The 12,508-nt window shown below is 65.4% G+C and carries 10 protein-coding genes; 4 read left to right on the top strand and 6 right to left on the bottom strand.

Going from position 1 to position 12,508, the window contains the following annotated elements; translation table 11 throughout:
* Positions 1-8 precede the first annotated feature (8 nt).
* Positions 9-1,034: a DUF481 domain-containing protein gene (locus QVG61_RS12275; protein ID WP_289930928.1), complete on the top strand. Its 1,026-nt coding sequence runs from the start codon at positions 9-11 to the stop codon at positions 1,032-1,034.
* Positions 1,035-1,509: 475 nt separating this feature from the next.
* Here the strand turns inward: QVG61_RS12275 and QVG61_RS12280 are convergent, their stop codons facing one another.
* The gene (locus QVG61_RS12280) at positions 1,510-3,783 is read right to left on the bottom strand and encodes a DUF1631 domain-containing protein (protein ID WP_289930929.1); all 2,274 of its coding nucleotides are present in this window, start codon (positions 3,781-3,783) and stop codon (positions 1,510-1,512) included.
* Between the two features lie 205 nt (positions 3,784-3,988).
* Here QVG61_RS12280 and QVG61_RS12285 point away from each other — a divergent pair, with 205 nt between their 5' ends.
* Both QVG61_RS12285 and QVG61_RS12290 read left to right on the top strand, forming a co-directional pair.
* Positions 3,989-4,888, top strand: a complete 900-nt coding sequence (locus QVG61_RS12285) for an HDOD domain-containing protein (RefSeq protein ID WP_289930930.1) — start codon at positions 3,989-3,991, stop codon at positions 4,886-4,888.
* Between the two features lie 15 nt (positions 4,889-4,903).
* Positions 4,904-5,212: a hypothetical protein gene (locus tag QVG61_RS12290; RefSeq protein ID WP_289930931.1), complete on the top strand. Its 309-nt coding sequence runs from the start codon at positions 4,904-4,906 to the stop codon at positions 5,210-5,212.
* A 234-nt stretch (positions 5,213-5,446) separates the two neighbouring features.
* Here the strand turns inward: QVG61_RS12290 and QVG61_RS12295 are convergent, their stop codons facing one another.
* The 3 genes from QVG61_RS12295 to QVG61_RS12305 form a co-directional block, all read right to left on the bottom strand.
* Positions 5,447-6,118 (bottom strand): flagellar brake protein, encoded by a 672-nt coding sequence (locus QVG61_RS12295; protein ID WP_289930932.1) that lies wholly within the window; start codon positions 6,116-6,118, stop codon positions 5,447-5,449.
* 593 nt (positions 6,119-6,711) lie between these two features.
* A complete protein-coding gene (locus QVG61_RS12300) occupies positions 6,712-7,785 on the bottom strand; it encodes a homoserine O-succinyltransferase (RefSeq protein ID WP_289930933.1) in 1,074 nt (357 codons plus the stop codon).
* A 13-nt stretch (positions 7,786-7,798) separates the two neighbouring features.
* Positions 7,799-8,644 (bottom strand): ATPase, encoded by an 846-nt coding sequence (locus QVG61_RS12305; protein ID WP_289930934.1) that lies wholly within the window; start codon positions 8,642-8,644, stop codon positions 7,799-7,801.
* A gap of 282 nt (positions 8,645-8,926) precedes the next feature.
* On the opposite strand from QVG61_RS12305, the gene QVG61_RS12310 reads away from it, so the two are divergent.
* Positions 8,927-9,901, top strand: coding sequence for a PDC sensor domain-containing protein (locus tag QVG61_RS12310; RefSeq protein WP_289930935.1), 975 nt, complete (start codon positions 8,927-8,929; stop codon positions 9,899-9,901).
* Between the two features lie 215 nt (positions 9,902-10,116).
* Here QVG61_RS12310 and QVG61_RS12315 read toward each other — a convergent pair whose 3' ends face one another.
* Together QVG61_RS12315 and thiC are read right to left on the bottom strand one after the other, a co-directional pair.
* Positions 10,117-10,554, bottom strand: coding sequence for a hypothetical protein (locus tag QVG61_RS12315; protein WP_289930936.1), 438 nt, complete (start codon positions 10,552-10,554; stop codon positions 10,117-10,119).
* A gap of 18 nt (positions 10,555-10,572) precedes the next feature.
* A complete protein-coding gene (gene thiC, locus QVG61_RS12320) occupies positions 10,573-12,462 on the bottom strand; it encodes a phosphomethylpyrimidine synthase ThiC (RefSeq protein WP_289930937.1) in 1,890 nt (629 codons plus the stop codon).
* Positions 12,463-12,508 lie beyond the last annotated feature (46 nt).

Genomic DNA, 12,508 nt, shown 5'->3' on the forward strand with positions numbered 1-12,508 from the left:
CGGCAGCGATGGCCGTTCCGCGTCGTCCCCTCGCCTGGCTGCTGACCGCCCTGCTCGGACTCTGCCGGCCGGCCCTCGCCGACGAGATCCTGCTGCTCAACGGCGACCGGCTGAGCGGCACCATCGTCGCCAAGCGCGGCAACACCCTGACCCTGGACACCCGCTATGCCGGCCGGCTGCAGATCCAGTGGTCGTCGGTCCGCCAGATCCTCTGCAGCCGGCCGCTGCGCATCGTCCTCGAGGACGACACCCGACTCACCGGCAGCCTGCTCCAGACCGAGCCGGGCAAGCTGCGGATCCGCGCCGGACGGCTGGTCGAGACCACCCCCATCGACCTCGCCCAGGTGCGCTACATCAATCCGCCGGTGGAGGCCGACGGCGGCGTGGCCTTCAGCGGCAAGCTCAATCTGGGCATCAACTTCACCAAGGGCAACACCGACGTCGAGAAGACCCACTTCGACGCCGAGCTGGTCGCCAAGACCCTGGAGAACCGCTACACCATCGGCGCCATCCTCAACCGCAGCGCCGAACGCGGCACCGAGACCGAGTCCAACGCCACCGGCTATGCCAAGTACGACCACTTCCTCAACTCGCACTGGTATGTCTATTCCAACGCGCTGTTCGCCCGCGACCGCTTCAAGGACCTCAAACTGCGCACCAGCCTGGGTCTCGGTTCCGGTTACCAGTTCATCGAATCGAAACCGACCAACCTGTCACTGGAGGGCGGCCTCACCTACCTCAATGAGGACTTCTACACCGCCCGCGACGAGAGCTACCCCTCGGCCCGCTGGTCGCTCAACTTCGATCACCGTCTGCAGGCCAGCAAGCTGCAGTTCTTCCACTTCCATGAAGGCTACCTCGGACTGGAAGACACCAGCGACCTGCTGATCCGCAGCCAGACCGGGCTGCGCATGCCGCTGATAGAGCGGCTCAACGCCACCGCCCAGTTCGATTACGACTGGGACAGCACGCCGGCAGACGGCAACGACAAGGGCGACGCCCGCTATTCGCTGAACATCGGCTATTACTGGTAGCACGGACACAAAACGGCCCGGCGGTGAACCGGGCCGAACCCTGAGCTATCAGGACGGGGGAAACCAGGGCCTGTCAACAGGCCTTAACAGGCTGTTGAAAAAGTCTCTGGCGAGTGCGAGACAAGGCAAAAAATGGCGAAAAAGCGCAGTTTACATGGTCGTAAATGAGCATTTTGAGCCATTTTTTAACGCCGTATCGTGCCGTCAGAGGGTTTTTCAACAGTCTGTTAACCCAGATATTGCACCAAGGATTCGATGCTCAGGGCGAGGCTGGCAAAGCAGCTTGGGTGATCGTCCGAAAAGTCATAGCCGTTGCTATGGCTTGAGGAGGATCACCCAAGATGCGCAGCCAGAGTCGGCCTGACATCGAATAGGCGCAAACTGTAACCCGCCCGGAGGGCCTTTCATGGCCATGGCGTCCTTGGATTACAGCTCGAACCCCATTCATGCGCGCCGCCTTGGTGCAATATCCGGGTTAACGCAGGCCGTCGAGCAGACTGTTGACGGCGCGCTCGAACAGCGGCGCGTTCTCGATCGGACGCGCGGTGCCGCGGCGGAACTCGGCGGCCAGACCCTGCAGGGTCATCTCCGCCGCCTTCAGCCCCTGGCGGTTGGTGAACAGGAAGCTGCCGGTCACCGGGCTCACCCAGGTCAGCCTGGCGCGGCTCGTCTGGCCGTCGTCGGCCGTGAACTCGACCCAGGTGCCCTGGGCCAGGTTGCGGGCCATCTCGACGAATTCGTCATCGGGTGCCCCCTCCATGGCATCGGCTTCCTCGCTGAGGGTGATCTCTTCCACCTCGACGTCCTCCAGGCCGTTCTCGCGAATCAACCGATGCAGGGTGGCCGCAGTGACTTCCGCGTCCTCCTCCACCGGCGCAGCCTCCTCGGCGGCGACAGGCTGCAGCGGATCGTCGGCCGGCGGCTCCTCCAGCGCCTGCGCGGTGACCCGGTTGACCACCTCGGCATGCAGATCGGCAAGACGGGCCAGAAAGTCCTGGAAGTCGGACTCGCGCATGGAGATGGTCTGCACCCCCTCGCGCAGGGCAGCGAGCAGCGACGGCAGCAGCTTGACCAGGGCCTCGCGCTCCGTGACCTGCTTGGGAGCGATGCTCCACAACAGGTTGTCCATGGTCGCCAGGGCCCGCTTCCAGGCCAGGCTCTCGTCGCCTTCCTGGCAGAGGGTGACCAGCAACAGATTCTGCCAGTAGCTGACCAGGAACTGCTCTATGAAGCGCGGCAGGGCGCGGCCGCGAGTGCGGCGCTCGATCTCCAGCCTGACCTGCGCCTTGGCCAGACGCAGGCGTTCCTTGCCGGCCAGCAGCCGGGCCGAGCGTTCCTGGCGCTCGGCCGCCTTGCGCTGTTCCTCGGCAATGAATTCGTTCAGTTCGCTGTGCAGCTCGGCAAACAGCTCGAGATCCTCCTCGAACTCGACCAGGATGCGCTGCACGATGCCTTCGATTTTGCGGTACAGGGCGCTGTCCTGCTCGGTCCAGCCATTGGCAGCCTCGGCCAGGCCGTTGAGCAGCAGGCGCGCCGGATGCGACTTGCGGCTGAACAGATCCCTGTCCAGCATGGCCGCCTTGAGCAGCGGGATCTGCAGGCGGCCGATCAGGGCCTTCATCGGGTCGGGAATGTTGCTGTCGCTGAGGATGTAGTCGAACAGCATCTCGACCACATTGATGATCATGGCATCGACACCGGAGGCCCCTGCCGCCAGGGCACTGGCCTTGATGTCGCGGATGACGTTGACGGTGCCGGCGGCTACCGCGCTGCTGTCGATGCCGGCCAGGCCGCTGCCGGCCAGTTCACCGTCCCCCTGCTGCAGCAGGGTCAGGCCACCGATGAAACCGGACCGCCCGCCACTGAAGCCGGAGAAGGCCGCGGCCCCGCTGCCCGTGCCTGCCGGTACCCCGCCTGGCGAGCGTGACAGCATCAGCCGCTGCAGGGCGGCGAACAGGTCCTGCTCGCCCACCTCACCCTCGGGCGCCTCTCCCGCTTGCCCCGCCGTCGTCGGCGAAGCCGCCGGGCCGCCATCGGGAACCTTCGGCCGGCGTTTCAGCTCCAGCCGGATGTCCGGCAGAATGTTCTTGCCGGTCAACAGCCTGTTCAATTTCTGATAGAGCGGAAGGATGTCCTCGCCGACCACATAGCGGTCGAACAGCTTGAGGATGATGAGTTTCACCTTGAGCCCGGACTCGATATCGCCACAGGCCTCCAGAAAGGCGTTGCAGATCACCGCCGGCCCCACCGGATTGCCGCCCTGCTCAAGCTGGGGGTCGCCGAGCAGGAAACCCATGCGCCGCTCGAGCAGGCCGAGTTCCTGGCTGCAGGCCACGCCGACCTTGGTGACCATGTTGCTCACCGCCAGCGATTCCTCCAGCGCATCGTGCTCCACCAGGTCGAGCTCCAGCTCGCCGTCGCCGTCTGCCACGGCCGGGCCCGCGGGTGGCTGGCGCTGGATCTCGGCATTGAAACCCGCCAGGAAGGCCGTCCTGAAGCTCGCCTCGATAGCGGAGCGCTTGATTCGAACCTCACGCATGGCATCGAAGTAGAGGCTCTGGATGGCGTTGTTCTCGGCCTTTTCCGCCAGTTCGAACAGGGCGTCGTCGACCTTGCCCATCATCCGGGTGAGCGCAGCCGCCAGCTCCCGCGCCGCCAGCTCCCGGCATTCCCGCAGGATCTCGGTATGTGCCGGCGACGAGGGGCCACGCCGCCTCTGCTCGAACTCGTTCATGTGGATGATGTTCATGGCTTCCATCTCTATTTCGACTGCTCTGGGTGCTGTTACGGTCCGAACAGCCGCTTTCTTGATGCCTGGAAGGGTGATAACACGGGCCAATGCCCGGAAGTGTGAAACAGCGCGCATTTCCACCGCGGCAGGTGGCCAACCATTCAATTCCGGCGCCCGTCGGCCGCTGATAGGTGACATGCAGAACCATCCCTCCGGAGCCAAGATGCAAGCCACCGATTCCCACGCCACCCGCGACCTCGCTGCGGAGGTCGCCACGCAGCTGATCGATGACGTTTCCGACCTGGTCTCGCCCCCCGACATCTGCGTCAAGGTGTTCGATCTGGTCGAATCGCCCGAGGCCTCGGCCCAGGACATCGGCGAGGTGATCGCCCGCGATACCGGCCTCACCGCGCGGCTGCTGCGGCTGGTCAACAGCTCCTACTACAACTTCTCGCGGCGCATCGACACCGTGACCCGCGCCATCACCATCGTCGGCGTGCGCGAGCTGTACAGCCTGGTGCTGGCGGTATCGGCCATCAAGTCCTTCTCCGCCCTGCCCAACACCCTGGTCAACATCGACAGCTTCTGGCGCCATGGCATCTTCACCGCACTGATCGCCCGGCGGCTGGCCATGCACTGCCGCATCCTGCACCCGGAGCGGCTGTTCGTCGCCGGCCTGCTGCACGACATCGGCAGCCTGGTGCTCTATGCCCGCGAGCCGGAAACCATGCGTGACCTGCTGCTGGTCAGCGATGGCGACGAGGGGGTGCTGCACCAGGCCGAGATGGCCGAACTGGGCTTCAGCCATGCCGACCTGGGCGGCGCGCTGGCCGCGCGCTGGCTGCTGCCCGACGGCCTGCAACAGGCCATCGCCCATCACCACATCCCCTCGCCCGCCATCGACCATGCCCTGGAGACGGCCATCGTCCATCTGGCCGAGACCCTGGCCAACCGTTCCCAGCTGGGCGCCTTCTGCGAGCAGGCAGACGGCGGCGCACAAGCGGATGGCGTGATCTGGGAGATTCTCGGCATCGATGCCGGGACATTCGACGAGGCTGCCATCATCGGCGAGGCCGGGCTACAATTCTCGGAAACCGCCGGCCTGCTGCTGGCACATGCCTGAAGAAGGGGACCGACCATGAGCGGCATCAACCTGCGCCCGGACGATCTGGGCCTGCAGTCACTGAAAGACCAGAACCAGGCCCCGAACAAGGCCCGGGCGGTGAGCCCGGCGGCCCCCTACCCCAGGGTCCAGCCCGGCGGCGAGCGGCCTGCCGCGGAGCGGTCGGCGGCCAGCGAACGGCCCCGGGTGGAGCGCCGCAAGGGCGGTGACCGCCGCAAGCGCAACCTGCCAGTGATCCTCGACACCCGCACCCAGCGGGAACGCCGCCGTGAGCCGAACGACGAACAGAGCACGCCGGTACGCGGCGTCGATACCTTCATTTAGAAGCTGGAAGCTAGTAGTTAGAAGCTGCCAGAATCCAGCCCCCTGCCCTCTCCTGGATTCTGAATTCTGAATTCTGAATTCTGAATTCTGGCTTCTGGCTTCTGGCTTCTGGCTTCTGGCTTCTGGCTTCTGGCTTCTGGCTTCTGGCTTCTGGCTTCTGGCTTCTGGCTTCTGGCTTCTGGCTTCTGGCTTCTGGCTTCTGGCTTCTGGCTTCTGGCTTCTGGCTTCTGACTTCTAACTACTAGCCTCCAGCTTCTCGCTGACCCGCTCGCCGATGTAGTGCTCGATGAAGTGCAGGGCACGGGGATTGAGGCCGGTGAACTCGACCCCATGATGATAGACCCGGCGTCCGCTACCGCGGCCGTTCTCCTCGCGCACGTAGCGGATCTCGCAGGGCAGCACGATCCGCCCGCTGCCCTCGCGCCCCTGCTGCGGAATCTCGATCGAGAAGCGGTCGCCGACCTCGCCGAGGCGACTGACGGCCACCAGCCGCGCGCCGGAGAGGCTGATGTCGGCCAGCGCCACCGACAGCTTGCGACCCGCGTCCTCCATCACCAGCATCATGGTCAGGTCGTTGACCGGGATGCGTGGACTGCGGCGCCCGCCGCCAGACTGCACCGACTGCGGATATTCCAGGTGCAGATAGCGGAAGGGGCCATCGCAGACCGCCGTGACCCGGCTCTCGAAGGCGAAGTGGGCGTCACCCCAGTCGAAATGGATGCGTACCGGATCCCCCGCCACCAGCGGCAACAGCTGGCCGTCGGGCGCCAGCGGGTGGCTGACCAGCACGCTGCGGGATTCGAGATAACCGATCAGGGTAACCGGCAGGGGCTCTGCATCGGCCGCCAGCGAGGGCGTCAGCTGCAGCGCAGAGCCGACAACCAGATTGAGAGGTAGCTTGGACATGGGACTGCCCCGTTCCTGTGTTTGCCTACCCCTATAACGGCACCTGTCAGACAAACTACACCCTGCACGGCCCTCAGCCCAATCGCCAGGAACGGCCTTCGGGCCACGACAAGAATGCCGCCCAAATCGCGGCCTGGCGACCGCTCCTACGATGGGATGGCGGCAGGCGTTGGCGTAGGAGCGGCCTCCAGGCCGCGATCGGGGTAGGCATCAGCCACCGTCGTAAGGCGGAACCAAGGATGGCCACGAAATCCGCGAAACCCACGAAAAGATCGATAGCCACGGAATCCACGGAAAACACGGAAAATATTGTAGGAGCGGCCTCCAGGCCGCGATCAGGGGTGGGCATCGCCCGCCATCGTCAGGCGGAACCGAGGATGGCCACGAAAGCCACCAAACCCACAAAAAGACCGATGGCCGCAGAATCCACGGAAAACACGGAAACTTCCCTGGCTGGTGTGCGCTATGGCCTGCAGGGCAGAGTCTTGCCGCGACGGTGGCAATCGCGGCCTGGCGACCGCTCCTACGATGGGATGGCGGCACGATTCATTGTAGGAGCGGCCTCCAGGCCGCGATCGGGCCGTCTGGCTGGTTCAGCCGTGGCGCAGTCCCAGGGGGTCTTTCGGGTCCACGCCCGCCTGGAAGGGCTGCTTGCGGTCGATGTTGGTGAGCTGGTAGACCTTGCCGATCCAGTTGTTGATCACCGCCTCCGCGGTATCGTGCCAGGTGTTGTCCAGGGCGCCGGCGAGCAGGGCCTCCGGCAGTTCCGGTAGCGGACGGCCCTTGTCGCGTGCCTCGAGGATGCGGTCCTGGTGTTCCTCCAGGATCGCTTGCGACTGCAGGTTGAAATAGTGCTCGGGCATCGGTGGGTAGTCCTCGCGTTCCCCGGCCACGAAACGCGCCACCTCGCGCTTGTACTCCTTGAGCAGGCTGATGATGTCGTATTCCGGGTGGCCCTGGAAGAAGACGATGCGGAACAGGTCCTCGCTCACCGCCAGGTGGACGCCGGCATCCGCGCTCTCCACCAGCACGTGCAGGCCGGCCGCCTCGAACTGCGCCCGATCGATCTGGTTGAAGCGCGAGTGGGGGACGTCGAAACGGGTGTTGACCCCCACCACCAGCGGGTGCATGCGGTCCACCACCCGGTGCGGATAGACACCCCAGCGCTTGAAGCCCAGCGGACGGCGCTTCTGGCCATAGCGGAACTCCATCACCGCGTGGGTGGCGAGGCAGGAGCAGAGGGTCGAGGTGACGTTGTCGTAGGCCCAGTCGATGACCTCGATCAGCGGTTTCCAGAACGGCTGTTCGGACAGTTCGGGACCGATCACGTTGGCCCCGGTGATGATCAGCGCGTCCAGCCCCTGCTGCTGGATGGACTCGAAGCTCTCGTAGTAGCGGGCGATGTGCTCGCGCGCCTCGGGGCCGCGTTCCAGCTCGGGCAGGCTGAAGGGGTGCATGTAGAACTGGGCGATCTGGTTGCTCTCGCCGATCAGGCGGAAGAACTGGCGCTCGGTGGCGGCCAGGGCCGCGTCCGGCATCATGTTGAGCAGGCCGATGTGCAACTCGCGGATCTCCTGTTGCAGGGCGAAGTCGCGCGGCAGGATGGTCTCGCCCTCCTGCTGCAGGCGGGCAAAGGTCGGCAGTCCGGTGTTGGCAACCAGCGGCATGGCGTCCCCTCTCTCAGGCCTGGCGCGCCAGGCTGGTCTCGATCAGTTCCAGGAATTCGGCCTCGGTCTCCACCTGCCAGAGTTCCTCGGTGCTCAGGGTGTAGCCGTATTCGGCGGCGATCCGTTCGTAGCGCGGGATGCGGGCATAGAACAGTCGCGGGAACATCCAGCGCACGAAGTCATCCGGTTCGATCTGGGCCACGTAGTCGAGGCCCTGCTCGCGCAGGTAGGCCTCGAGCTGCTCGTCGAGGAACTCGGCCCGGTAGTAGAGCGGCTTGGGCGCCAGGCCGGCACGGCGGATCAGTTCCTGCTCGTCGTGTTCGGTGGCCTTGATGTAGATCATCAGCGTGTGTTCGGCGAGGATCTCCAGGGTCTGCGGGTCGTCCAGCTCGCAGACGCTGCCGCCGGCATCGTTGATGAAGTGCCGGTAGCCGTAGATCTCCTGGGCCTTGCGGATGAAGGCCGGCACGTCGCGCATGGTGGCGATTTCCGCCTCCCGGTGCAGGCTCTGGCGGCGCTTGAACTCGCGCAGCCCCAGGCCGCCCCGTTCCGGGTTGCCGAGCTTGCCGAGGAAGCTGGACACCGGCTGCAGGTTGTCGACGGTGATGTTGTTGATGATGTGGATCGAGTCCGAGCGCAGCAGCTCGCGCAGGAAGGGGACCTGCATCGCCTGCTGCTTGATGTTGTCGAGGATAGGTTCGTCCAGGTAGCGGGTGCCGATGCGATAGTCGCCGGAGTAGTGGAACCAGTTGTTGCGGCGCAGCATGACGGCCAGCCGGGTCTTGCCGACGCCGGACATGCCGAGCAGGGTGATGCGCTTGTTGTCCCAGGCGCGGAATTCTTCGACGGACAGTTTCATGGACAGAGCCGGGTCGGTAAGGGCCAGCCCTCTATGGTAATCGGAATGGAGTGGATTTGCAGCGGCCGGGGATCGGCTGGCCGCGGCGACATGGATCGGTCACCTGGCTGTGCTACAGTGGGTCGCGATGCCAGGCTGGCGGCCCACCGCCGTCGGACGAGGTTGAGATTGCGCCGGCCCAGCCCCATATCGATAGTTTGTTTTTTTACCTGCGGAGGTTTGCCTAGACGATCGTCCTGAGGCCTGTCAACAGGCCCTGGTAAGCCTCGACGAGCATCGCCAATGAATCAGACGCAGACCCAGTCACTATCATGGCAGCAGAGTATCGCCCGGCAGCGTGAGGCGCTGGCGGACATGATCTCGCTGCCCCTGGAACGCATCGCCGACCGCTGTGCCGCGGTCTGGCCGGAACGGGAACTGCTCGACCAGACGCTCAGCTCCGGCCTGCACGAGCTGCCCTACTGCCAGTTCCTCTATGTGCTGGACCGGGAAGGTGTGCAGATCAGCGACAATGCCAGCCATCAGGGGCTGCTGCCGGAGCACTTCGGCCGGGATCGTTCGCAGCGCCCCTACATGCGCGGGCTGCTGCCGATCCACGGCATGCATCTGTCCGAGGCCTATCTCAGCCTGCGCGCCCACCGGCCGTCGGTCACCGCGGTGCAGGTGATCCGCCACGACGACCGCATCGTCGGTTTCCTCGGTGCCGACTTCGACCTGCGGGATCTGCCGTTGACCCGCGAGCTGTACGACGAGCCCAGCCACTGGCGGCAGATCAAGGGCGATCCGGCGATCCGCAGCGGGGTCTTCCTGCAGCGCCGCGCCGAGAGCGAGATGGACCGTCGCATCGATGACGTGCTGCCGATCATCGAGGAACTGATCGTCCAGCACGGGGTGTTCCATGGCAAGCTGCACTTCTCCAGCAACCGGGCCACCATCTGGCACGTCAACGACCCCTACCGCTACCGGTTGCTGGACATCGACATGCTGGTCGATCCGAGCATCTGCTTCGCCTATCCGACCGCGGTCTACCCGGCCAATGCGGTGATCCGGCCCGAGCAGATCCGGCCCATCCTAGAAGGCTTCCGCGAGCTGCGCTTCGCCGACGAGACCATCTATCTGCGCGCCGGTTCGGTGAACATCTTCAACGGCCTGGTGGCGCTGAACTTCTCCTGCGACGGTTCGCACTATCTGCCACATGCCGAGTTCCTGGATCGTGACAACCCCTTCTGGACGTCGCTGACGCCGGCGGGCGCGTAGGCCATCGCAGGCTGGGCAACAGGCTGTTCCGGCCCACCCCCTGTAAACGTGGTAACACCCGATCGCGGCCTGGAGGCCGCTCCTACGATGAATCGTGTCGCCCGGTTCCTGTAGGAGCGGCGTCCACGCCGCGATTGCCGCCATGGCGGCGCATGGATCCCGTGGCCATCTTCGGCTCCGCCTGTAGGAGCGGCCTCCAGGCCGCGATCTGCGGATCAGCCGTACCAGGGCGCGCAGTCGCCCTCGTCCGGCTCGCCACGGTCCTCGTCGGCATGCAGCCGCTTCACCCCCTGCTCCAGCCCGCTTTGCCAGTCGGCGAGAAACTGCTCGATGGACTCGATGAAGTCCTCCTCGTGGTGGCTGCGGTTGATGGTCAAATGGACACTGACGCTCGGGCCATGGCCCGCGTCCACGGCGGTGACCGTCCACTGCAGGGCATTCGGGCAGCCGGGCAGGGTGAAGCGCACGCCGTCGCGGATCACCTCGCGGTGGACGCGAAACTCACCCCACAGGCAGTAGATGCTGCCGCGCTCGCCGTCGTGCGACAGCAGCCGGTCGATGGAGGCACACCAGTCGGGCAGGTTGTCGATGCGGATATGCCGCTGGATGCCGGCCGCCGACAGCGGCACTTCCGAGTGGACAAGGAATTCCATCGGCCGACCCCGCTCCGCTCAGGCCTTCTTGTAGATCTCCGCGCCCTGCGCCACGAATTCCACCGCCTTCTCCTGCATGCCCCTGGCCAGGGCCTCGTCTTCGCTGAGCCCCTGCCGGGCGGCGTATTCGCGCACGTCCTGGGTGATCTTCATGGAGCAGAAATGCGGCCCGCACATGGAACAGAAGTGGGCCACCTTGGCCGAGTCCTTGGGCAGGGTCTCGTCATGGAACTCGCGCGCCTTGTCCGGATCGAGGCTCAGGTTGAACTGATCCTCCCAGCGGAACTCGAAGCGCGCCTTGGACAGGGCGTTGTCGCGGATCTGCGCGCCCGGAAAACCCTTGGCGAGATCGGCGGCATGGGCGGCCAGCTTGTAGGTGATGATGCCGTCGCGCACGTCCTGCTTGTTGGGCAGGCCGAGGTGTTCCTTGGGCGTGACGTAGCAGAGCATGGCGGTGCCGTACCAGCCGATGTTGGCCGCACCGATGCCGGAGGTGATGTGGTCATAGCCGGGCGCGATGTCGGTGACCAGCGGCCCCAGGGTGTAGAAGGGCGCCTCGAAGCAGTCTTCCAGTTCCTTGTCGACGTTCTCCTTCACCATCTGCAATGGCACGTGCCCCGGGCCCTCGATCATCACCTGCACGTCGTGCTGCCAGGCGATCTTCGTCAATTCACCCAGGGTCTCCAGCTCGCCGAACTGGGCAGCGTCGTTGGCGTCGGCCAGCGAGCCGGGGCGCAGTCCGTCGCCCAGCGAGAAGGCCACGTCGTAGGCCTTCATGATTTCGCAGATCTCCTCGAAGTGGGTGTAGAGGAAATTCTCCTGGTGATGCGCCAGGCACCACTTGGCGAGGATGGAGCCGCCGCGCGAGACGATGCCGGTCACCCGGTCGGCGGTCAGCGGCACGTAGCGCAGCAGCACACCGGCGTGGATGGTGAAGTAGTCCACGCCCTGCTCGGCCTGCTCGATCAGGGTGTCGCGGAACATCTCCCAGGTCAGTTCCTCGGCCTTGCCGTCGACCTTCTCCAGCGCCTGGTAGATGGGCACGGTGCCGATCGGCATGGGCGCGTTGCGCAGGATCCATTCGCGGGTCTCGTGGATGTTCCTGCCGGTGGACAGGTCCATCAGGGTGTCGCCGCCCCAGCGCGCCGACCAGACCATCTTCTCCACCTCCTCCTCGATGGAGGAGGTCACCGCGGAGTTGCCGATGTTGGTGTTGATCTTCACCCGGAAGTTGCGGCCGATGATCATCGGCTCCAGCTCCGGGTGATTGATGTTGGCCGGGATGATGGCGCGGCCGCGGGCCACCTCCTCGCGCACGAACTCGGGGGTGATCTCGTCCGGGATGGCGGCGCCGAAGGCCTGCCCCGGGTGCTGGCGCAGCAGCTTCGCATAGCGCGGATCCTCGCGCAGCTCCTGCAGTCGGCAGTTCTCGCGGATGGCGACGTACTCCATCTCCGGGGTGATGATGCCGCGGCGGGCATAGTGCATCTGGGTGACGTTGCAGCCGGCCCTGGCGCGCCGCGGGCGGCGAAGGTGCTCGAAACGCAGGTGGGCGAGACCGGCATCCGCCTGGCGGGCGCGGCCGAACTCGGAGCTGGGCCCGTCCAGCAGCTCGGTATCGCCGCGCTCCAGGATCCAGGGCTCGCGCAGCGGCGCCAGGCCCTTCAGCAGGTCGATCTTCGCCGCCGGGTCGGTGTAGGGACCGGAGGTGTCGTAGACGGTAATGGGCGGATTCTCCTCGGCACCGAAGCTGGCCGGGGTCTCGGCCTGGGAGATCTCGCGCATGCCGACCCGCAGGTCCGGGCGCGAACCCTGCACATGGATCTTGCGGGAATTGGGGAACGGCCGGGTGACCTCTTCCGAGAGACGGGCCGTCTTGCTGAGGAATTCTTCGGGGATGGCACTCATGGCATCGTCCCTCGCTCTGGTCTGCTGATGATTCGGGATGCGCGGG

Origin of the sequence: Thiohalobacter sp. IOR34 (assembly GCF_030406045.1) — a bacterium.
Classification (GTDB): Bacteria; Pseudomonadota; Gammaproteobacteria; order Thiohalobacterales; family Thiohalobacteraceae.